The 24,998-nt window shown below is 59.5% G+C and carries 5 protein-coding genes; 3 read left to right on the plus strand and 2 right to left on the minus strand.

Annotated features, from left to right (window positions below; genetic code table 11):
• Window positions 1-16 precede the first annotated feature (16 nt).
• On the minus strand, window positions 17-358 hold the full coding sequence (locus tag HU725_RS00630) for a tryptophan synthase subunit beta (RefSeq protein WP_186479022.1): 342 nt from the start codon (window positions 356-358) through the stop codon (window positions 17-19).
• A gap of 155 nt (window positions 359-513) precedes the next feature.
• Window positions 514-19,545: a retention module-containing protein gene (locus HU725_RS00635; RefSeq protein ID WP_217872370.1), complete on the minus strand. Its 19,032-nt coding sequence runs from the start codon at window positions 19,543-19,545 to the stop codon at window positions 514-516.
• Between the two features lie 808 nt (window positions 19,546-20,353).
• Between HU725_RS00635 and HU725_RS00640 the strand changes: the two genes are divergently transcribed.
• The 3 genes from HU725_RS00640 to HU725_RS00650 all read left to right on the plus strand — a co-directional run bounded on the left by HU725_RS00640 (window position 20,354) and on the right by HU725_RS00650 (window position 24,990).
• Window positions 20,354-22,510 carry a type I secretion system permease/ATPase gene (locus tag HU725_RS00640; RefSeq protein ID WP_186478322.1) on the plus strand — a complete coding sequence of 719 codons (2,157 nt, stop codon included), beginning with the start codon at window positions 20,354-20,356 and terminating at the stop codon, window positions 22,508-22,510.
• Between the two features lies 1 nt (window position 22,511).
• Window positions 22,512-23,876 carry an HlyD family type I secretion periplasmic adaptor subunit gene (locus tag HU725_RS00645; protein ID WP_155500306.1) on the plus strand — a complete coding sequence of 455 codons (1,365 nt, stop codon included), beginning with the start codon at window positions 22,512-22,514 and terminating at the stop codon, window positions 23,874-23,876.
• A gap of 217 nt (window positions 23,877-24,093) precedes the next feature.
• The gene (locus tag HU725_RS00650; RefSeq protein WP_186478323.1) at window positions 24,094-24,990 is read left to right on the plus strand and encodes a TauD/TfdA dioxygenase family protein; all 897 of its coding nucleotides are present in this window, start codon (window positions 24,094-24,096) and stop codon (window positions 24,988-24,990) included.
• Window positions 24,991-24,998 lie beyond the last annotated feature (8 nt).

The raw sequence follows: 24,998 nt of genomic DNA on the forward strand, positions 1-24,998 counted from the left end.
GGCCTCAGGGGGCGGCTCAGATCAGCCCGCTGTCCTCATCCTCTTGGATCAGGTTGTTCAAGCTGCCCAGCGCCATGCGCGCTGTGGAGCGGTTGAGCAGCTTGGCCTGGGCACCAGGTGGCAGGTCGGTGATGCTGATCACACCCTTGGTGGTCAGTACCTCGATCAAATCCTCCAGCACGCGAATCATGTCCAGGTCGCTCTGTTTCAGCTGACGCAGGCTGTTCTCGACCACATCATCGGCGAACCATTCGAGGATATCGGTATGGTCGGCCTCGAGGATTTCCGTGTACTCGGCATAGGGGGCAGCTTCTACCCGCTGCAACTGGCCGTCGGCGTTGCGTTGCACGTAGAACATAGCGTCATCCCTCGTCACGATGGTTCCTTATTGGTTATCCGCAGCATAGGCAAAGTTCACCGGGCAGGTTAGGCCCGGTGCATGAGTATGCGCTGTGAAAGGGAACTGGAAAAGCCACTCTACGGTGGCCATCCCTGGCCACCGTAGAGGGGATATCAGTGATCGACCTTGATGGTCGGGTCTGCACCACTGATCAACGAGTTGACCGTGGTATTCGACCAGTTAACGCCTTCGAGCTTGATGGTCACGTCGGCGCTGCCGCCAGCATTGAGTTTGCCTTCTGTGCTGACTTGCAAGGTGGACGTGCCGTCTGCCGTGGTGGTGATCTTCAAGTAGTTGTCGATGGTGCTAGCTGTCTCGCCCTGCAGCAGGTCGCGCAGGTCCAGACGGTCACCTTCACTGGCTTTGAAGTCCTTGATCACGTCGTTGCCAAGGTCACCCGCCTTCCACACGAACAGGTCGGCACCGCTGCCGCCGATCAGGATGTCGTTACCCTGGCCGCCGATGAGGGTGTCGTTGCCACTGCCACCAAGCAGGATGTCATTGCCCTTGCCGCCATCGAGGTAATCGTTGCCACCCTGGCCGAAGATGATGTCATTGCCTGCCCCACCCATGAGCGTGTCACTGCCGTCATTGGCCCCGGAAATGTCGAACTCGGTGTAGTGCTCGCTGACGTACTTGTGCATCGCCCGCGCGTCTACGTCACCGATGTCGACCCCAGTCTTGCCGGCGACATAGGCCTGGATGGCCTCGACACCCGTACCTGCAATAGACGGGAAGGTCACCAGGTCGCCGAAGATGATGTCATTGCCGTCACCCCCGTTCACCGTATCATTGCCTGGCAGAGTGGCTTCGGTATGGCCCAGGATGGCATCGGCGAGCTTGCTCGGGTCGATGTTGGTCTGAGGCTTGCCATCAGTGTCGTACGGCTTCAGATCGTCGGTGTTGACACCGCTGTTCAGGCCGATTGCTTCTACACCCGAGAGCGCCGAGAGGATTTTGAAGCTTTCCAGCGAGTTGCTCAGGGTGGCGTCGTTAGTAGTGCTACCGGTACCCGCGCGGGTCGACATCTCGTAGGTACCGTCACCCTGGGCGTGTAGCGTGCCGGTTTCGTAGGTTCTCCAGTTGCCATAGACGTTCTTGTACTGGACCGTGATCGACCCGTCGGTTTGGATGGACACTCGGGTGGTGCTGTCCACGGTAGCGTTGGTAAGCGAATCACCCAACTTGTAGTTGACCGAACTCAGGTAGTTGTCCAGCGTGACGCTGCTGTAGCCCAGGGTCGGGTTGGTCTTCTCACCAGTCTGGTAGTAAGTCGGTTGGCCATCGGTAATGAAGAATGTCTGATTGCTGCCAGTGCTACCTGCATTCTTGAGCGCCTGGAACCAGTTGGCAGTGGTTTTGAAGGCATCTTCATAGTTGGTGCCGCCGCCCGACTGCAGGGTGTTCAGGGCCGACAGCAAGGTCTTGAGGCCCGCATCGTTGAGGGTGACCGACACATTGCTCTTGACCTGGGTCGCGAAATCTACCAGCAGGATATTGACCACACCCGACTGGGCGCCTTTGACGCTCGCTGCCAGTGTCTTGAATACCGACTCCAGCGACGACTTGGCCGCATCCACACCAGAGGATCCCATCGAGCCCGAGGTATCGACGATGAACGCGATGTTGTAGTTCTGCCCCGGCACCACGTGCAGGCCATTGACGTCCGACACGATGATGTCGTTGCCATCGGTGCCGGTGAGGGTGTCGTTTTCTGCCGACAGGTTACTGGTGGTGTAGGCCTGTGGGTAAACCGTGACTTTGAACGTGCCTTCGGTGGTCGCCGTGCTGCCGCCAACGCTTTCGCTCGAGGTCGAAGATACCTTCACATCGAACTGGCCTTGGTAGTAGGCCGGTGGCTTGATGGTCAGGCTACCAAGGTTCCAGCCAGTGACGTCCACTGCAGCGCTGCCCACGGTTACGGTATGGCCAGCGCTGTCGGCCAGCACCGAGCCTGCCGGGATACCGGAAAGCTTGACGCTGAGGCTCTCGGAGCCATCCGTGTCGGTGAGCGCGGTGCTGATGCTCACGAGCTTGATCGGCGCGCCGTTCTCGCCACCTTCGTTGAGCTTGTAGCCATCGTAGTAACCAGCACCGTTGCTGCCATGCAGGTCGGATACGGTTACACCGGTGTTGGCCAGCGCAGCGACGTTGGGGTACATCGGAATGTTGGCGCTGTTCAGGTCAGTGACCGCACCGCTGCCCACCTGAATGTTGACATCCAGGCTACCTGGCCCTGCCTGGTTGGCGCTGTAGATCTCCAGGGTGTAGTAGCCACTGGTGGTCGGCGTGAAGCTGCCAGTGATCTTGCCGCTGGCCGAGCCCCAGGTCGCTCCCGCTACGTTGTTACCGCCAACGACGATCTGCAGGCTGTCGTCAGCGGTGCCGCTGAAGGTATAGGTCTTGCCGGCTTCCAGGTAGATCAGCCCGGAGGTCTTGGAACCTGAACCGGGGGTGATGGTGGACGAGGTATCGACCGTATTGACCAACTCGCTCTTGCTGGCGTTGCCAGAGTTGGCGAAGACGTTCTTCAGCGCGTCACCCGTAATGCCATTGCCGTTGGTGCCCAGGCCAGTGAGGCTGGTCCAGGTTTGCTTGGTCAGGCCCAGAGACTCGACGTTGTTGTTGCCGATGCTCAGGGACGGGGCGTCAGCCACAGGCCTGATATCGACCTTCAGCGTCGCTTCACTGCCCGCATCCTTGCCGTCGGTAGGCGTGTACTTGATCTGTGCATAGTCAGCCTGCTTGTTGCCCACGCCGGTACCGCCATAGGCATCCACACCCGACTGATTGGCAAGCGGCACGAACTTGAGCTTGCCAGCGGCGATGTCGGCCTGGCTGATGGTCTGGCCAGCTTTGACGTCGGTCCAGGTGGAGCCCACCAGCAGTTTGAGGTTCCCGGCATCCGGTAGCTTGGTGATGGTCACACCCAGGCTGCTCAGTGGGGAGTCGACATCACTAACGTTGAAGTCGCTCCAGCCCAGCACGAGGTCGGTGTCCTCGGTACCAGTGACCGCGCCCCCGGTTGTGGTCGGCGCATCGTTTACGGCAATCACGTTTACCGTGGTGGTGGCGACGTTGGAGGTGTTCACACCATCGGTCACTGTCACCGTGATGGTGCGTGGCGTGGTGCTTGGGTCCTCACTGCTGTTGATGAAGGTGATGTTCTTCAACGCCTGGATGTAGTCAGCCAGCGACGCGGTGCCGCTCAGGGTCAGTACCACCTTGCCATCAGTGCTGTTGGCGTTGATGGTGATGCCATTGACGCTGTTGCCCAGGTTCAGCGCATCGCCCGGCTGACGGTTGGTCAGGGTAACCGTAGCGCCGGTCAGCATCGAGCTGTCGTAGTCGGTGATGCTCAGGTCGACATCGCCGATGGACACACCCTTGCCGTTCTCGGTGAAGGTGGTCTGGTAGTCCGCGCCAGTCTTGCCGCTGGAGTCGTTGGCATCCAGGTCCAGTACTGGGGCGGGTTCGAAGATGACCGTGGTTGCGCTACCGGCGCTACCGCTGATGGCCAGGTTCTCGAAGTTGCCGCCACTGGCCGAGTCGATCTTGACGGTGAATTGCTCGGTGCCCTCGGTAATGTTGTCCTTGATCGTCGGGATGCTGAAGGTCGCAGACGAACTGTTGGCCTTGATCACCACGCTGACCACGCCAGTGTAATCGGCACCGTTGGTGGCGGTGCCGCTGTAGCTCAGTTTCACGGTGACGTCGGTTTGCGCAGGGTTGGTGAGCGACAGGGTGTAGGTCGCGGTACCGCCCTCAGCCACCGCGGCAGTGCCGTTGATGCTCAGTGTGGTGGTCTGAATGGTATCGGTGACGGCAGTGACTGCCGCCGTGTCGCTGACGGTCAGTTGCTCGAAGTTGCCACCGCTGGTGCCGGTGATCTTGGCCGAGACGTTACCTGCATCGATGTACACATCGTCTGCCGGGGCAGGGACGGTGACGGTGCCGGAGGTCTTGCCAGCAGCAATGTTGATTACCGCGCCGTTGCTCAGCGTGACGGTCATGTCGGTACCAGCCTTGTTGGTCAAGGTGGCGGTGTAGGTGATCTGACCACCTTCAGCGACAGTTTGCGTGGCGCTCAGGCTCAGGCCTGTGTTGTCGATGGTGTCGGTGACCTTGGTTTCGATGAACGCCCCGTCGGTAACCAGCTGCTCGAAATCACCGCCTGTAGAGCCAGTGATATTGACCTTCAGTGTGCTGGCATCGATGTACGGATCATCGGCTGGCGCGTTGATGGTCACGCTGCCTTCGCTCATGCCTTTGCCGATGGTGATGACTTCCCCATTGCTCAGGGTGATCTTCATTTCGGTGCCAGCTGGGTTGGTCAACTTGGCGGTATAGGTGATCTGGCCGCCTTCGGCAACGGTCGGTGTGGCGGTCAGGCTGAGGCCGGTGGTGTCCTTGGTGTTGGCGCCATCGACAACCGTGGTGCTTGGTGTGCCGGTGGTAACCAGTTTCTCGTAGTTGCCGCCAGTGACATTGGTGATGCTGTTGGTCAGCGGGGCATTGGTGTTGTAGACGTTGTTCGGTGCGGTGTAGTTGACCGACCCGCTGGTCTCGTTCACGCCGATAGTGATGGTCTGGCCGTTGGCCAAGCTGATTACCAGCGGTTTCTCCGTCACAGGCGCGGTCACGGTGGCGGTGTAGGTCACAACGCCGCCCTCGGTCACGCTTGGGGTGGCCGTCAGGGTTACGGTGCTGGTGTCGATGGTGTCGGTCACGGCGGTTACCGCCGGGGTTGGGCTGACGCTCAGCTTCTCGAAGTCACCGCCGGTGGTGCCGGTAATGGTCGTGCTGACGCTGCCGGCATCGACGTACACGGTGTTTTTCGGTGCATCGACAGTGACAGTACCTTGGCTCTGGCCCTTGGCGATATTGATGACTGCACCGTTGCTCAGGGTCACCGTCATCGCGCTGCCGGCCGGGTTGGTCAGCTTGGCGGTGTAGGTGATCTGGCCGCCTTCCTGGACGGTACCGGTGGCGCTGAGGCTGACGGTAGTGGTGTCCAGGTTGGCAGGGTTGTCGGTTACCGTGGTGGTCGGTGTACCAGCGGTGACCAGTTTTTCGTAGTTGCCGCCCGTTACGCCCGTGATGCTGTTAGTCAGCGTCGGGTTGGTGGCATATACGTTGTTAGGTGCCACGAAGTCCACGGAGCCGGTGGTCTGATTCAGGCCAATGGTGATGCTTTGGCCGTTGGCCAGGGAGATCACCAATGGCGAACCAGTGACCGGCGCGCTGACGGTAGCGGTGTAGGTGACCACTCCACCCTCGACGGCCGATGGCGTGGCGCTCAGGGTCACGGTGCTGGTGTCGATGGTGTCGGTGACCGAAGTAACCGCCGGCGTCGAACTGACGTTGAGCTTCTCGAAGTCACCACCGGTCGTGCCGGTGATGGTCGCTTCAACCTTACCGGCGTCGACGTACACGGTGTTTTTCGGTGCGTCGACGGTGATGGTGCCTTCGCTCAGGCCCTTGGCGATGGTGATGACCGCACCATTGCTGAGGGTGACCTTCATCTCACTACCGGCTGGGTTGGTCAGCTTGGCGGTGTAGGTGATTTGGCCGCCTTCCTGGACGGTGTTGGTAGCCGTCAAGGTGACACCGGTGGTGTCCAGCTTCGCCGGGTCGTCGGTGACCGTGGTGCTAGGAGTACCGGTGGTAACCAGTTTCTCGTAGTTGCCGCCGGTGACATTGGTGATGCTGTTGGTCAGCGGTGCATTGGTGTTGTAGACGTTGTTTGGCGCAACGTAGTCGACCGAGCCAGAGCTTGCGTTGACTGGGATGGTGATGGTCTGGCCATTAGCCAAAGTGATCACCAGCGGTTTCTCCGTCACAGGCGCGGTCACGGTGGCGGTGTAGGTCACAACGCCGCCCTCGGTCACGCTTGGGGTGGCCGTCAGGGTTACGGTGCTGGTGTCGATGGTGTCGGTCACGGCGGTTACCGCCGGGGTTGGGCTGACGCTCAGCTTCTCGAAGTCACCGCCGGTGGTGCCGGTAATGGTCGTGCTGACGCTGCCGGCGTCGACGTACACGGTGTTTGCTGGCGCTGGGACCGTGATCGAGCCTTCGGTCAAACCTTTGCCAATAGTGATGACTTCACCATTGCTGAGGGTGACCTTCATCTCGCTGCCGGCTGGGTTGGTCAGCTTGGCGGTGTAGGTGATTTGGCCGCCTTCTTGAACGGTGCCTGTAGCGGTGAGGCTCACGCCGGTAGTGTCCAGCTTGGCTGGATCATCGGTAATCGAAGTGGTCGGGTTACCAGCCGTTTCCAGCTTCTCGTAGTTGCCACCGGTGACGTTGGTGATGCTGTTGGTCAGCGGCGTGTTTGTGTTGTAGACGTTGTTCGGTGCAACGTAGTCGACCGAGCCGGAGCTTGCGTTGACCGGGATGGTGATGGTCTGGCCGTTGGCCAGGGTGATCACCAGCGGAGCACCAGTAACCGGTGCGTTGACGGTGGCGGTGTACACCACGGTGCCGCCTTCGGTCACGCTTGGGGTCGCGGTCAGAGTCACCGTCGAGGTATCGATGGTGTCGGTGATGGCGGTCACAGCCGGTGTTGGGCTGACGTTCAGCTTCTCGAAGTCACCACCTGTGGTGCCGGTGACATTCACACTCACATTGCCGGCATCGACATAGACAGTGTTGGCTGGGGCATCGAACGACACGCTGCCTTCAGTCTGGCCTTTGGCGATGGTGATTACTGCACCATTGCTCAGGGTGACCGTCATTTCGCTACCAGCCGGATTGGTCAGGGTCGCGGTGTAAACGATGCTGCCACCTTCTTGAACGGTGCCAGTGGCGCTGAGGCTCAAGCCGGTGCTGTCCAGCTTGGCTGGATCATCGGTAACCGAAGTGGTTGGGTTACCAGCAGTCTCCAGCTTCTCGTAGTTGCCGCCAGTGACATTGGTGATGCTGTTGGTCAGCGGGGTGTTGGTGTTGTAGACGTTGTTTGGCGCAACGTAGTCGACCGAGCCGGAGCTGGCGTTGACTGGGATGGTGATGGTCTGGCCGTTTGCCAAAGTAATCACCAGCGGAGTACCGGTAACTGGCGAAGTCACGCTCGCGGTGTAGGTGACCACGCCACCTTCAACAGCGGACGGAGTGGCCGTCAGGGTCACCGTCGAGGTATCGATGGTGTCGGTGATAGCGGTCACAGCCGGTGTTGGGCTGACGTTCAGCTTCTCGAAGTCACCACCAGTAGCTCCAGTGACGCTCACACTCACATTGCCAGCATCGACATAGACGGTGTTGGCTGGTGCTGGAACCGTGATAGAGCCTTCGGTCAAACCTTTGCCAATGGTGATGACTTCACCATTGCTCAGGGTGATCTTCATCTCGCTGCCAGCCGGATTGGTCAGGGTAGCGGTGTAGACGATGCTGCCGCCTTCCTGGACGGTGCCGGTGGCGGACAAGGTGAGGCCAGTGCTGTCGAGCTTCGCCGGATCATCGGTAACCGAAGTGGTTGGGTTACCAGCGGTTTCCAGCTTCTCGTAGTTGCCGCCAGTGACGTTAGTGATGCTGTTGGTCAGCGGCGTGTTGGTGTTGTAGACGTTGTTTGGCGCAACGTAGTCAACCGAGCCAGAGCTGGCGTTGACCGGGATGGTAATGGTCTGGCCGTTGGCCAGAGTGATCACCAGCGGAGCACCAGTAACCGGGGCGTTGACAGTGGCGGTGTACACCACAGTGCCGCCTTCGGTCACGCTTGGGGTCGCGGTCAGAGTCACCGTCGAAGTATCGATGGTGTCGGTGATGGCGGTCACAGCCGGCGCTGGGCTGACGTCCAGCTTCTCGAAGTCACCACCTGTGGTGCTGGTGACATTCACACTGACATTGCCAGCATCGACATAAACGGTGTTGGCTGGCGCATCGAACGACACGCTGCCTTGAGTCTGGCCTTTGGCGATGGTGATTACGGCACCATTGCTCAACGTAACCGTCATCTCGCTACCGGCTGGATTGGTCAGGGTAGCGGTATAAACGATGCTGCCACCTTCCTGGACGGTGCCGGTAGCGGACAGGGTGAGGCCAGTGCTATCGAGCTTCGCCGGATCATCCGTAACCGAAGTGGTTGGGTTACCAGCAGTCTCCAGCTTCTCGTAGTTGCCGCCAGTGACATTGGTGATGCTGTTGGTCAGCGGCGTGTTCGTGTTGTAGACGTTGTTCGGTGCAAAGTAGTCGACCGAGCCGGAGCTTGCGTTGACCGGAATGGTGATGGTCTGGCCGTTGGCCAGGGTGATCACCAGCGGAGCACCAGTAACCGGGGCGTTGACGGTGGCGGTGTAAACCACGGTGCCGCCTTCGGTCACGCTTGGGGTCGCGGTCAGAGTCACCGTCGAGGTATCGATGGTGTCGGTGATAGCGGTCACAGCCGGTGCCGGGCTGACGTCCAGTTTCTCGAAGTCACCACCGGTGGTGCCGGTGACATTCACACTCACATTGCCAGCATCGACATAGACGGTGTTGGCTGGTGCTGGGACCGTGATCGAGCCTTCGGTCAAACCTTTGCCAATGGTGATGACTTCACCATTGCTCAGGGTGATCTTCATCTCGCTACCAGCCGGATTGGTCAGGGTAGCGGTGTAGACGATGCTGCCGCCTTCCTGGACGGTGCCGGTAGCGGACAGGGTGAGGCCAGTGCTATCGAGCTTCGCCGGATCATCCGTAACCGAAGTGGTTGGGTTACCAGCCGTTTCCAGCTTCTCGTAGTTGCCACCGGTGACGTTAGTGATGCTGTTGGTCAGCGGCGTATTGGTGTTGTAGACGTTGTTTGGCGCAACGTAGTCGACCGAGCCAGAGCTTGCGTTGACTGGGATGGTGATGGTCTGGCCGTTTGCCAAAGTAATCACCAGCGGAGCACCAGTAACCGGGGCGTTGACAGTGGCGGTGTACACCACAGTGCCGCCTTCGGTCACGCTTGGGGTCGCGGTCAGGGTCACCGTCGAAGTATCGATGGTATCGGTGATGGCGGTCACAGCCGGTGCCGGGCTGACGTCCAGCTTCTCGAAGTCACCACCGGTGGTGCCGGTGACATTCACACTCACATTGCCGGCATCGACATAGACGGTGTTGGCTGGTGCTGGGACGGTGATAGAGCCTTCGGTCAAACCTTTGCCAATAGTGATGACTTCACCATTGCTCAGGGTGATCTTCATCTCGCTACCGGCCGGATTGGTCAGGGTAGCGGTGTAAACGATGCTGCCGCCTTCCTGAACGGTGCCGGTGGCGCTGAGGCTCAAGCCAGTGCTGTCCAGCTTGGCTGGATCATCGGTAACCGAAGTGGTCGGGTTACCCGCGGTTTCCAGCTTCTCGTAGTTGCCGCCAGTGACGTTAGTGATGCTGTTGGTCAGCGGCGTGTTCGTGTTGTAGACGTTGTTCGGTGCAACGTAGTCAACCGAGCCGGAGCTGGCGTTGACCGGGATGGTAATGGTCTGGCCGTTGGCCAGGGTGATTACCAGCGGAGTACCGGTAACTGGCGAAGTCACGCTCGCGGTGTAGGTGACCACGCCACCTTCAACAGCGGACGGAGTGGCCGTCAGGGTCACCGTCGAGGTATCGATGGTGTCGGTGATAGCGGTCACAGCCGGTGTTGGGCTGACGTTCAGCTTCTCGAAGTCACCACCAGTAGCTCCAGTGACGCTCACACTCACATTGCCGGCATCGACATACACGGTGTTGGCTGGTGCTGGGACCGTGATCGAGCCTTCGGTCAAACCTTTGCCAATGGTGATGACTTCACCATTGCTCAGGGTGATCTTCATCTCGCTGCCAGCCGGATTGGTCAGGGTAGCGGTGTAGACGATGCTGCCGCCTTCCTGGACGGTGCCGGTGGCGGACAAGGTGAGGCCAGTGCTGTCGAGCTTCGCCGGATCATCGGTAACCGAAGTGGTTGGGTTACCAGCGGTTTCCAGCTTCTCGTAGTTGCCGCCAGTGACGTTAGTGATGCTGTTCGTCAGTGGGGTATTGGTGGTGTAGACGTTGTTCGGTGCGACGTAGTCGACCGAGCCGGAGCTGGCGTTGACCGGGATGGTAATGGTCTGGCCGTTGGCCAGGGTGATTACCAGCGGAGTACCGGTAACTGGCGAAGTCACGCTCGCGGTGTAGGTGACCACGCCACCTTCAACAGCGGACGGAGTGGCCGTCAGGGTCACCGTCGAGGTATCGATGGTGTCGGTGATAGCGGTCACAGCCGGTGTTGGGCTGACGTTCAGCTTCTCGAAGTCACCACCAGTAGCTCCAGTGACGCTCACACTCACATTGCCGGCATCGACATACACGGTGTTGGCTGGTGCTGGGACCGTGATCGAGCCTTCGGTCAAACCTTTGCCAATGGTGATGACTTCACCATTGCTCAGGGTGATCTTCATCTCGCTGCCAGCCGGATTGGTCAGGGTAGCGGTGTAGACGATGCTGCCGCCTTCCTGGACGGTGCCGGTGGCGGACAAGGTGAGGCCAGTGCTGTCGAGCTTCGCCGGATCATCGGTAACCGAAGTGGTTGGGTTACCAGCGGTTTCCAGCTTCTCGTAGTTGCCGCCAGTGACGTTAGTGATGCTGTTCGTCAGTGGGGTATTGGTGGTGTAGACGTTGTTCGGTGCGACGTAGTCGACCGAGCCGGAGCTGGCGTTGACCGGGATGGTAATGGTCTGGCCGTTGGCCAGGGTGATTACCAGCGGAGTACCGGTAACTGGCGAAGTCACGCTCGCGGTGTAGGTGACCACGCCACCTTCAACAGCGGACGGAGTGGCCGTCAGGGTCACCGTCGAGGTATCGATGGTGTCGGTGATAGCGGTCACAGCCGGTGTTGGGCTGACGTTCAGCTTCTCGAAGTCACCACCAGTAGCTCCAGTGACGCTCACACTCACATTGCCGGCATCGACATACACGGTGTTGGCTGGTGCTGGGACCGTGATCGAGCCTTCGGTCAAACCTTTGCCAATGGTGATGACTTCACCATTGCTCAGGGTGATCTTCATCTCGCTGCCAGCCGGATTGGTCAGGGTAGCGGTGTAGACGATGCTGCCGCCTTCCTGGACGGTGCCGGTGGCGGACAAGGTGAGGCCAGTGCTGTCGAGCTTCGCCGGATCATCGGTAACCGAAGTGGTTGGGTTACCAGCGGTTTCCAGCTTCTCGTAGTTGCCGCCAGTGACGTTAGTGATGCTGTTCGTCAGTGGGGTATTGGTGGTGTAGACGTTGTTCGGTGCGACGTAGTCGACCGAGCCGGAGCTGGCGTTGACCGGGATGGTAATGGTCTGGCCGTTGGCCAGGGTGATTACCAGCGGAGTACCGGTAACTGGCGAAGTCACGCTCGCGGTGTAGGTGACCACGCCACCTTCAACAGCGGACGGAGTGGCCGTCAGGGTCACCGTCGAGGTATCGATGGTGTCGGTGATAGCGGTCACAGCCGGTGTTGGGCTGACGTTCAGCTTCTCGAAGTCACCACCAGTAGCTCCAGTGACGCTCACACTCACATTGCCGGCATCGACATACACGGTGTTGGCTGGTGCTGGGACCGTGATCGAGCCTTCGGTCAAACCTTTGCCAATGGTGATGACTTCACCATTGCTCAGGGTGATCTTCATCTCGCTGCCAGCCGGATTGGTCAGGGTAGCGGTGTAGACGATGCTGCCGCCTTCCTGGACGGTGCCGGTGGCGGACAAGGTGAGGCCAGTGCTGTCGAGCTTCGCCGGATCATCGGTAACCGAAGTGGTTGGGTTACCAGCGGTTTCCAGCTTCTCGTAGTTGCCGCCAGTGACGTTAGTGATGCTGTTCGTCAGTGGGGTATTGGTGGTGTAGACGTTGTTCGGTGCGACGTAGTCGACCGAGCCGGAGCTGGCGTTGACCGGGATGGTAATGGTCTGGCCGTTGGCCAGGGTGATTACCAGCGGAGTACCGGTAACTGGCGAAGTCACGCTCGCGGTGTAGGTGACCACGCCACCTTCAACAGCGGACGGAGTGGCCGTCAGGGTCACCGTCGAGGTATCGATGGTGTCGGTGATAGCGGTCACAGCCGGTGTTGGGCTGACGTTCAGCTTCTCGAAGTCACCACCAGTAGCTCCAGTGACGCTCACACTCACATTGCCGGCATCGACATACACGGTGTTGGCTGGTGCTGGGACCGTGATCGAGCCTTCGGTCAAACCTTTGCCAATGGTGATGACTTCACCATTGCTCAGGGTGATCTTCATCTCGCTGCCAGCCGGATTGGTCAGAGTAGCGGTGTAAACGATGCTGCCGCCTTCCTGAACGGTGCCAGTGGCGCTGAGGCTCAAGCCGGTGCTGTCCAGCTTGGCTGGATCATCGGTAACCGAAGTGGTTGGGTTACCAGCCGTTTCCAGCTTCTCGTAGTTACCACCGGTGACATTGGTGATGCTGTTGGTCAGCGGCGTGTTGGTGTTGTAGACGTTGTTCGGTGCAACGTAGTCGACCGAGCCGGAGCTTGCGTTGACCGGGATGGTGATGGTCTGGCCGTTGGCCAGAGTGATCACCAGCGGAGTACCGGTAACTGGCGAAGTCACGCTCGCCGTGTAGGTGACCACGCCACCTTCAACAGCGGACGGAGTGGCCGTCAGGGTCACCGTCGAAGTATCGATGGTATCGGTGATTGCGGTCACAGCCGGTGTTGAGCTGACGTCTAGCTTCTCGAAGTCACCCCCGGTGGTGCCGGTGACATTCACACTGACATTACCCGCATCGACATACACGGTGTTAGCTGGCGCATCGAACGAAACGCTGCCTTCAGTCTGGCCTTTGGCGATGGTGATCACTGCACCATTGCTCAAGGTAACCGTCATCTCGCTACCGGCCGGATTGGTCAGGGTCGCGGTGTAGACGATGCTGCCGCCTTCCTGGACGGTGCCGGTGGCGGACAAGGTGAGGCCAGTGCTGTCGAGCTTCGCCGGATCATCGGTAACCGAAGTGGTTGGGTTACCAGCCGTTTCCAGCTTCTCGTAGTTGCCACCGGTGACGTTAGTGATGCTGTTGGTCAGCGGCGTATTGGTGTTGTAGACGTTGTTTGGCGCAACGTAGTCGACCGAGCCGGAGCTTGCGTTGACCGGGATGGTGATGGTCTGACCGTTAGCCAGGGTGATTACCAGCGGAGTACCGGTAACTGGCGAAGTCACGCTCGCGGTGTAGGTGACCACGCCACCTTCAACAGCGGACGGAGTGGCCGTCAGGGTCACTGTGGAAGTATCGATGGTGTCGGTGATTGCAGTCACAGCCGGTGCCGGGCTGACGTCCAGCTTCTCGAAGTCACCACCGGTGGTGCTGGTGACATTCACACTGATATTACCGGCATCGACATAGACAGTGTTGGCTGGGGCATCGAACGACACGCTGCCTTCAGTCTGGCCTTTCGCGATGGTGATCACGGCACCGTTGCTCAAGGTGACCGTCATCTCGCTACCGGCCGGATTGGTCAGGGTCGCGGTATAGACGATGCTGCCACCTTCCTGGACGGTGCCGGTGGCGGACAAGGTGAGGCCAGTGCTGTCGAGCTTCGCCGGATCATCGGTAACCGAAGTGGTCGGGTTACCAGCCGTTTCCAGCTTCTCGTAGTTGCCACCGGTGACGTTGGTGATGCTGTTAGTCAGCGGCGTGTTGGTGTTGTAGACGTTGTTCGGTGCAACGTAGTCAACCGAGCCAGAGCTGGCGTTGACCGGGATGGTGATGGTCTGGCCGTTGGCCAGGGTGATCACCAGCGGAGCACCAGTAACCGGTGCGTTGACGGTGGCGGTGTACACCACGGTGCCGCCTTCGGTCACGCTTGGGGTCGCGGTCAGAGTCATCGTCGAGGTATCGATGGTGTCGGTGATGGCGGTCACAGCCGGTGCCGGGCTGACGTTCAGCTTCTCGAAGTCACCACCTGTGGTGCCGGTGACATTCACACTCACATTGCCGGCATCGACATAGACAGTGTTGGCTGGGGCATCGAACGACACGCTGCCTTGAGTCTGGCCTTTGGCGATGGTGATCACTGCACCATTGCTCAAGGTAACCGTCATTTCGCTACCGGCCGGATTGGTCAGAGTAGCGGTGTAAACGATGCTGCCGCCTTCCTGGACGGTACCGGTGGCGGACAAGGTGAGGCCAGTGCTGTCCAGCTTCGCCGGATCATCGGTAACCGAAGTGGTCGGGTTACCAGCGGTTTCCAGCTTCTCGTAGTTGCCACCGGTGACGTTAGTGATGCTGTTAGTCAGCGGCGTGTTGGTGTTGTAGACGTTGTTCGGCGCTGTGAAATCAACCGAGCCGGAGCTTGCGTTGACCGGGATGGTGATGGTCTGTCCGTTGGCCAGAGTGATCACCAGAGGAGTGCCGGTGACTGGCGAAGTCACGCTCGCGGTGTAGGTGACCACGCCACCTTCAACAGCGGACGGAGTGGCCGTCAGAGTCACTGTGGAAGTATCGATGGTGTCGGTGATTGCAGTCACAGCCGGTGCCGGGCTGACGTTCAGCTTCTCGAAGTCACCACCAGTAGCTCCAGTGACGCTCACACTCACATTGCCAGCATCGACATACACGGTGTTGGCTGGTGCTGGGACCGTGATCGAGCCTTCGGTCAAACCTTTGCCAATGGTGATGACTTCACCATTGCTCAGGGTGATCTTCATCTCGCTGCCAGCCGGATTGGTCAGAGTAGCGGTGTAAACGATGCTGCCGCCTTCCTGAACGGTGCCAGTGGCGCTGAGGCTCAAGCCGGTGCTGTCCAGCTTGGCTGGATCATCGGTAACCGAAGTGGTTGGGTTACCAGCCGTTTCCAGCTTCTCGTAGTTACCACCGGTGACATTGGTGATGCTGTTGGTCAGCGGCGTGTTGGTGTTGTAGACGTTGTTCGGTGCAACGTAGTCGACCGAGCCGGAGCTTGCGTTGACCGGGATGGTGATGGTCTGGCCGTTGGCCAGAGTGATCACCAGCGGAGTACCGGTAACTGGCGAAGTCACGCTCGCCGTGTAGGTGACCACGCCACCTTCAACAGCGGACGGAGTGGCCGTCAGGGTCACCGTCGAAGTATCGATGGTATCGGTGATTGCGGTCACAGCCGGTGTTGAGCTGACGTCTAGCTTCTCGAAGTCACCCCCGGTGGTGCCGGTAACATTCACACTGACATTACCCGCATCGACATAGACGGTGTTAGCTGGTGCATCGAACGAAACGCTGCCTTCAGTCTGGCCTTTGGCGATGGTGATCACGGCACCATTGCTCAAGGTAACCGTCATCTCGCTACCGGCTGGATTGGTCAGGGTGGCGGTGTAAACGATGCTGCCACCTTCCTGGACGGTGCCAGTGGCGGACAAGGTGAGGCCAGTGCTGTCCAGCTGGGTCGGATCATCGGTAACCGAAGTGGTTGGGTTACCAGACGTTTCCAGCTTCTCGTAGTTGCCACCGGTGACGTTGGTGATGCTGTTGGTCAGCGGGGTGTTGGTGTTGTAGACGTTGTTTGGCGCAACGTAGTCAACCGAGCCAGAGCTGGCGTTTACCGGGATGGTGATGGTCTGGCCGTTAGCCAAAGTAATCACCAGCGGAGCACCAGTAACCGGGGCGTTGACAGTGGCGGTGTACACCACAGTGCCGCCTTCGGTCACGCTTGGGGTCGCGGTCAGGGTTACCGTCGAAGTATCGATGGTATCGGTGATTGCGGTCACAGCCGGCGCTGGGCTGACGTCCAGCTTCTCGAAGTCACCACCGGTGGTGCCGGTGACATTCACACTGACATTGCCGGCATCGACATAGACGGTGTTGGCTGGTGCTGGGACAGTGATCGAGCCTTCTGTCAAACCCTTGCCAATAGTGATGACTTCACCATTGCTCAGGGTGATCTTCATTTCGCTACCAGCCGGATTGGTCAGAGTAGCGGTGTAAACGATGCTGCCGCCTTCCTGGACGGTACCGGTGGCGGACAAGGTGAGGCCAGTACTGTCGAGCTTCGCCGGATCGTCAGTAACCGAAGTGGTCGGATTACCAGCAGTCTCCAGCTTCTCGTAGTTACCGCCAGTGACGTTAGTGATGCTGTTGGTCAGCGGCGTGTTTGTGTTGTAGACGTTGTTCGGCGCAACGTAGTCGACCGAGCCGGAGCTTGCGTTGACCGGAATGGTAATGGTCTGGCCGTTGGCCAGGGTGATCACCAGTGGGGCACCGGTAACAGGGGCGCTGACAGTGGCGGTGTACACCACGGTGCCGCCTTCGGTCACGCTTGGGGTGGCCGTTAGGGTTACGGTCGAAATATCTATCGAGTCAGTGATTGATGTAACGGCAGGTGTGGAGCTCACATCAAGCTGCTCGAAATTGCCGCCGGTGGTGCTAGTGATAGTGGTGCTGACGGTCGAACCATTGTTGTAGACGTCGTTGGCCGGCGTCTGGAAATCGACGCTACCGGTGCTCTGCCCAGCAGCAACAGTGATGGTCTGGCCGTTGGACAGGGTCACGGTCACCGGCGTTTGAGCGGGGTTGCTCAGCGTCACGGTGTAAGTGATCACGCCACCTTCGGTCACGCTTGGAGTAGCGGTCAGGGTAGCGGTGGTGGTGTCGACGGAGTCCGCGATCACGGTCGTGGCCGGCGCTGGATTCGGCGTCAGCTGTTCGAAGTTGCCACCGGTTGCTGCGGTGATAGTGGTGTTAACGGTCGAACCATTGTTGTAGACGTCGTTGGCCGGCGTCTGGAAATCGACGCTACCGGTTCTCTGCCCAGCAGCAACAGTGATGGTCTGGCCGTTGGACAGGGTCACGGTCACCGGCGTTTGAGCAGGGTTGCTCAGCGTCACGGTGTAAGTGATCACGCCACCTTCGGTCACGCTTGGGGTAGCGGTCAGGGTGGCGGTGGTGGTGTCGACGGAGTCCGCGATCACGGTCGTGGCCGGGGCTGGATTCGGCGTCAGCTGTTCGAAGTTGCCACCGGTTGCTGCAGTGATAGTGGTGTTAACGGTCGAACCATTGTTGTAGACGTCATTGGCCGGCGTCTGGAAATCGACGCTACCAGTGCTCTGGCCAGCTGCAACAGTGATGGTCTGGCCGTTGGACAGGGTCACGGTCACCGGCGTTTGAGCGGGGTTGCTCAGCGTCACGGTGTAAGTGATCACGCCACCTTCGGTCACGCTTGGAGTAGCGGTCAGAGTAGCGGTGGTGGTGTCGACGGAGTCCGCGATCACGGTCGTGGCCGGCGCCGGGTTCGGCGTCAGCTGTTCGAAGTTGCCACCGGTTGCTGCAGTGATAGTGGTGTTAACGGTCGAGCCGTTGTTGTAGACGTCGTTGGCCGGCGTCTGGAAATCGACGCTACCGGTGCTCTGCCCAGCAGCAACAGTGATGGTCTGGCCGTTGGACAGGGTCACGGTCACCGGCGTTTGAGCGGGGTTGCTCAGCGTCACGGTGTAAGTGATCACGCCACCTTCGGTCACGCTTGGAGTAGCGGTCAGGGTAGCGGTGGTGGTGTCGACGGAGTCCGCGATCACGGTCGTGGCCGGCGCTGGATTCGGCGTCAGCTGTTCGAAGTTGCCACCGGTTGCTGCGGTGATAGTGGTGTTAACGGTCGAACCATTGTTGTAGACGTCATTGGCCGGCGTCTGGAAATCGACGCTACCGGTGCTCTGCCCAGCAGCAACAGTGATGGTCTGGCCGTTCGACAGGGTCACGGTCACCGGCGTCTGAGCGGGGTTGCTCAGCGTCACGGTGTAAGTGATCACGCCACCTTCGGTCACGCTTGGGGTAGCGGTCAGAGTGGCGGTGGTGGTGTCGACGGAGTCCGCGATGACGGTCGTGGCCGGGGCTGGATTCGGCGTCAGCTGTTCGAAGTTGCCACCGGTTGCTGCAGTGATAGTGGTGTTAACGGTCGAACCATTGTTGTAGACGTCATTGGCCGGCGTCTGGAAATCGACGCTACCAGTGCTCTGGCCAGCAGCAACAGTGATGGTCTGGCCGTTGGACAGGATCACGGTCACCGGCGTTTGAGCAGGGTTGCTCAGCGTCACGGTGTAAGTGATCACGCCACCTTCGGTCACGCTTGGAGTAGCGGTCAGGGTAGCGGTGGTGGTGTCGACGGAGTCCGCGATCACGGTCGTGGCCGGGGCTGGATTCGGCGTCAGCTGTTCGAAGTTGCCACCGGTTGCTGCGGTGATAGTGGTGTTAACGGTCGAACCATTGTTGTAGACGTCGTTGGCCGGCGTCTGAAAGTCGACGCTACCGGTGCTCTGGCCAGCAGCAACAGTGATGGTCTGGCCGTTGGACAGGGTCACGGTCACCGGCGTCTGAGCAGGGTTGCTCAGCGTCACGGTGTAAGTGATCACGCCACCTTCGGTCACGCTTGGAGTAGCGGTCAGGGTGGCGGTGGTGGTGTCGATGGTGTCTGTGATTTCAGTCACCACCGGTGTCTGCGGCAGCGTGACGACTACGTTGCCACCACCGGTAGTGCCAGTCACTGTTGTAGAGATCTGCCCACCATCAATGTAGGGCGTATCATTGCCCGCAACTGGAAAATTGACTGTTCCCGAGGTCTGCCCGGCTGGAATGATGATCACTGCGCCGTTCGAGAGGGTCACGGTCAGGTTGGTGGCCGGCGCCTGCCCAACGGTTGCGGTATAAACGATGACGCCACCGGCTTCGCTGATCGAAGGGGTTGCGCTCAGCGTAAGGTCCGTGGCGATCGGAGTGTCCGCCGTAGTGGACGCTGCGGTAAGTGCCCCGGTTTCCTCGGCAGTAGCGGCGGCTGCGAAATTCAGAGGGTCGGTGGGGAAGCCCACTGTCGGATCGACACTGCCCGCCGTGGCATCGAGCATAACGAAACTATGCCCGCCCCCCGCTGCGCCGCCACCTGCAGCGGTAGCGCCAGCAGCCGTAGCTTCGAGCTCGGTGGTCGGGTCAGCGCCGGCGGCAATCGCTTGTTGCAGTTCTTCAACCGACGGCGCAGCTTGCGCGGCGGCCAGGCCCAGGTCAGTGCTGCTGTCCGGTGCGTCTGCGCTCCACTGAGTATCGCGCCCAAGGTCCAGCAAGCGGCCATCAGCCAGCTCCAGCGTTACCGCTCCACCTGCGCCGGTTAACACTTGCTCGCCCGCGAACAGGCGATCGCCTTCGATCAGGACGCGCCGGATGCCTTCTGGGGATACTGCGATGACTTGGCCAACAATGCTTTTGACGATGGCAACAACGCTGCTCATTAGACTCTCCGACTTACCCGATGGTGGGACGTCCCTGACCCGAAAGGCATCTTTGATGCTCATCAGGCGCAATGGTGTCAATAAATATGTTAAAAATGCGCGTCAACTTACTGGCTATAACCAATTGGAATTACGTTTATGCCAAACTATTGACCAAATATCTCTCATCCTAAACAATCGGCGAAATAATGTCACATTGATATTTCTTCAATTATTCGATGGTTCTGATATACCGCTCAAAGGCCCGGACTGGAGGTCATCTAGCGGTGAAAGAGGATGGCATTTTGCACCCCGGTAGCAATCCATTCATGACCCATAACGATGAGTGTTCTGATAGATTTCATAAATATTCGTATAGGTTTGTTTGACGCTCCCCATCGGGATTTTGGCACTCTACGGTGCATGCCAAAAGCCTGCCAAGCGGCCTAATTGAGGCCGGGAGTGGGGTGCTTGAACCCATAGAAAAGCCAAGCATCGCCAGATCCGCACTAAACGCCGAAGCCTAGGCGCCGATCATTTGGCAGTGCCCTGCCCGGAAGAACCGAATACCTGACACTCACGGGAATCGGTTGGGTAGAGATAAATGAAACCACTACTGCTTAGCTCCATTGAGTGGCAGTGATGGCCATTCAGTTGTTTACTCAGTAACGAATCAAGGCGACCATTGGCCAACTGCTCAAGCGCCGGGGTGTCATCGCACCGCCCGCCATCTTGAGCGAGCAGAACCAATTGAAACCACAGGTGAACCCGTCAGGTCCAAACTGAGGTTCACCCAAAACCTTACCCTTCAGGTTGAAGAGAGCCCCGCGTGGAATCCGAAGTCAGTCGAGCCCAACTCAACCACGATCCACGTAGTCAGCACGACGATCCGCTACTGGATAGCCTGCTGACCTTGTGTGTCTTGCATCAGAAACCCGCGAGCCGGGCGATGCTCACCACAGGCCTGCCACTGCCGGCCCAGCGGCTGAATGCCGAACTGCTGCCACGTGCCGCCGCGCGTGCCGGGCTGCAAGGGCGTTTGCTGCAGCGCAAGCTCGAGCAGATCCCGAGCATTGCCATGCCGGCCATGTTGCTGCTCAAAGAGGGTCGCGCTGCCGTCCTGCTGGGATGGGAGGGCGAAGACAATGCGCGCTTGCTGCTCAGCGAGAGTGATGGTGGCGAGGTCTTGATCAGCCGTGAGGCGCTTGTCGAGGATTACAGCGGCAAAGTGTTCTTCGCACAGCCTCAGCACAAGTTCGACGTCAATCACGGTAACCTGATCCCGCGTGCCCGTTCCTGGTTCCGCGACACGCTGCTGCGCAGCAAGTGGCTGTACATCGATGCCATTGCTGCAAGCCTGGTGATCAACCTGATCGCGCTGGCTGCCCCATTGTTCGTGATGAACGTCTACGACCGCGTCGTCCCCAACCAGGCCACCTCCACGCTATGGGTGCTGGCGGTGGGCATCACCGGGGCCTACTTGTTCGACCTGATCCTCAAGGGGCTGCGAGGGTTATGCCTGGACCTGGCTGGCAAGAAGACCGACTTGATCATCTCTGCGACATTGTTCGAGCGCATCGTCGGTATGTCGATGAAGTACCGCCCGGCCCGGGTCGGCAGCTTTGCCCAGAACATCCATGAGTTTCAGGGGCTTCGTGACTTTCTAGCTTCGCTGACTCTGACCAGCCTGATCGATCTGCCGTTCACCTTCATCATTCTGCTGGTCATTGCCATCATCGGTGGGCATTTGGTGTGGATCCCTATCCTCGCCTTCCCCCTGGCTCTGGGCATTGGATATGCCCTGCAACGGCCACTCATGGCGACCATGGAACGCACCATGGCACTGGCCTCGGAACGTCAATCGAGCCTGATTGAAACCTTGGCTGGGTTGGACGCGGTCAAGGTCAACAATGCCGAAAGCGAGCGCCAGTACATGTGGGAGCAGACGCTTGGCACCCTCAGCCGCCTGGAATTGCGCGTCAAGGTGCTGTCTAGCCTGGCGATGAACATTACCTTGCTGATTCAGCAACTGGCTGGTGTGGCGATGATCTGCGTCGGCGTGTACTTGATCATCGACGGCAACCTGAGCATGGGCGGCCTTGTGGCGTGCTACATGCTCAGCGGCCGCGCGTTGGGCCCGCTGAGTTCGCTGAACGGCCTGCTTGCCCGCTACCAGCAGGCCAAGGTCACCATGGCCTCGACCAATCAGATGATGGAGCTGCCCCAAGAGCGCAACTTCGAAGAGCGCCCTTTGAGCCGCCAGGTGTTGCAGGGCGCTATCGAATTCCGTGGCGTCGACTTCACCTACCCGAACCAGCAAAACCTCGCGCTAAAAGGCATCAACCTCAGTGTCCGCCCAGGCGAAAAAATCGGCATCATCGGCCGTAGCGGCTCGGGCAAGAGCTCGCTGGCCAAGCTCATCGTCGGCCTCTACGAAGCCGACAACGGCTCGCTGCTGGTCGACGGCGTAGACATACGCCAGATCGACGTCAGCGAGCTGCGTCACAATGTGGGCTATGTACCTCAGGATATTCAGCTGTTGGCTGGCACCTTGCGCGATAACTTGGTCAGCGGTGCCCGTTACATTGAGGACGAGCTGATCCTGCAGGCCGCCGAACTGGCCGGGGTCCACGAATTCGCCCGTCTGCACCCGGACGGTTACGAGCTGCAAGTGGGTGAGCGTGGGCAAAACCTCTCCGGCGGTCAGCGGCAGAACGTCGCGCTGGGCCGCGCCCTGTTGCTCAACCCGCAGATCCTGCTGCTCGATGAGCCCACTGCTGCCATGGACAACACGGGTGAGGAACGCCTCAAACAGCGCCTGCAGGCGGTCATCGAGCACAAGACGGTGCTGCTGGTGACTCACCGTGCTTCGCTGCTGACGCTGGTGGACCGGCTGATCGTTATCGATCGCGGCCAAATTGTTGCCGATGGCCCGAAAGCTTCGGTCATGGATGCACTGAAGAAGGGGCAGATCAGTGTTGCGTAACCTGGATTTCAGCGTGTTCAAGAACGGCCTGCGCCGCTATTTCAAAGGTTCCGAGTCATTGCACGGGCAACCGCTGCCAGAGGTCAGCAAAGCGCTGATCGAGGACGCGCCTCGTATCGTGCGCCTGACCATCTGGGGGGTGATCGCGTTCTTCCTGTTCTTGATTATCTGGGCCTGCTTCGCCCCCATCGATGAGGTGACCCGTGGCGAGGGCAAGGCAATCCCTTCGTCCAAGGTGCAGAAAATTCAGAACCTCGAAGGTGGCATCGTCGCCGAGATCTTCGCCAAGGAAGGGCAGGTGGTCGAGGTTGGCCAACCGCTGCTGCGCCTTGACGAGACCCGTTTCGCTTCCAACGTAGGTGAAACCGAAGCCGATCGCCTGGCCATGGCCCTTCGGGTGCAGCGCCTGAGCGCGGAAGTCGAAGACCGACCGCTGAAGATCGATGAAGAGCTGCGCAAAGCTGCCCCCAGCCAGGCAGCGGATGAGGAGTCGCTGTACCAGAGCCGCCGCCAGCAACTGCAAGATGAGCTCGGTGGTCTGCAGCAGCAATTGGTGCAAAAACAGCAGGAACTGCGCGAATTCACCTCTAAGCGTGCTCAGTACGCCAACAGCCTGCAGCTGCTGCGCCAGGAAATCGGCATGTCCGAACCTTTGGTCGCTCAGGGCGCGGTGTCTCAGGTCGAAATCCTGCGGCTTCGCCGCGCGGAGGTGGAAACCCGGGGTCAGATGGACTCGACGGCCCTCGCCATTCCACGTGCCGAGGCGGCCATCAAGGAAGTCGAAAGCAAGATTGAAGAGACCCGTGGCAAGTTCCGCAGTGAGGCCCTGACCAAGCTCAATGAGGCCCGCACGGAACTCAACAAGGCCACCGCGACCAGCAAGGCGCTGGATGATCGCGTGAGCCGAACGCTGGTCACCTCGCCAGTGCGTGGCGTCGTCAAGCAACTGCTGGTCAATACCATCGGCGGCGTGATCCAGCCAGGCAGCGATATCATCGAAATCGTGCCGCTGGATGACTCGCTGGTGGTCGAAGCCAAGATCCTGCCAAAAGACATCGCATTCCTGCACCCTGGCCAGGAAGCGACCGTCAAGTTCACCGCCTACGACTACACCATCTACGGCGGCCTGAAGGCCAAGCTCGAGCAGATCGGCGCAGACACCATCACTGACGAAGACAAGAAAACCACCTACTACCTGATCAGGTTGCGAACCGAGAAGAGCCACCTAGGAACTGATCAGAAACCGCTACTGATCATCCCAGGCATGGTCGCGACGGTGGACATCATGACGGGCAAGAAGACCATCATGAGCTATCTGCTCAAACCGATCATGAAGGCTCGGGCTGAGGCGCTGCGCGAGCGTTGATCCCTGCCAGCACGCTTTACGGGCTCCCCGTAAAGCGTGACTTCATATGTATATTCTTTAAAGATATTTAAATTATATTTCTTATGCCTCTATAGTCGCTCTCACTGCGTACCCGTCGACCAATCGATGCGCCGCACGACTTGAATCCACACGGGTGAACCCCGTGCGTTTCTGATCGTTGCGCGCCATTGAGTCGCGCACTGCGTGGGAGTGACACATGCCAGCCTCGAACGCCTTGTCGACCATCGACAGCGCCCAGCCGCAAAGTTTTGAAATTCGCCCGTTCTCCGGCGCCGTTGGCGCCGAGATCATCGGCCTGGACCTGGCCAAACCGGTCACTGCCGAGGATTTCACCCGTATCCATCGCGCCCACCTCGACCACCACGTGCTGGTGTTCCGTGAACAGCGAATCAGCCCGGAGCAACAAATTAGCTTCAGCCGCCGTTTCGGCGAGCTGCAGATCCATGTGCTCAAACAGTTTCTACTGGCGGGCCATCCGGAAATCCTGATCGTCTCCAATATCATCGAAAATGGTCAGAACATCGGCTTGGGCGATGCCGGTAAATTCTGGCACTCGGACCTCTCGTACAAAGAGCTGCCAAGCCTCGGCTCCATGCTGCATGCCCAGGAACTGCCCAGTGAAGGCGGCGACACCTTGTTCGCCGACATGCACAAAGCCTGGGAAGCGGTACCCGGGGCCTTGCGCAAGGTGGTCGAGGGTCGCAGTGCCGCTCATTCCTACACAGCGCGTTACGCCGAAACCAAGTTCGAAGGCAACTGGCGGCCAACTCTGACCGCCGAGCAACTGGCGCAGGTCAAGGAAGTCATCCACCCCGTTGTACGCACTCACCCTGAAAACGGCCGCCAGGCGCTATTCGTCAGCGAGGGCTTCACCACCCGCATCATCGGCCTGCCGGACGATGAAAGCCACGACGTGCTGCAGCAGCTCTACGGTTTGAGCGTCCTGGAGCAGAACATCTACCGCCACCAGTGGCAGCCACATGACCTGGTGTTCTGGGACAACCGGTCGCTGATCCATCTCGCCAGCGGATGCCCCGCGCATCTGCGGCGCAAACTGTACCGCACCACCATCCAGGGCGATGCCCCGTTCTGACGACTGAG

It is taken from the genome of Pseudomonas promysalinigenes (genome assembly GCF_014269025.2).
In the GTDB taxonomy this organism is placed as follows: domain Bacteria; phylum Pseudomonadota; class Gammaproteobacteria; order Pseudomonadales; family Pseudomonadaceae; genus Aquipseudomonas; species Aquipseudomonas promysalinigenes.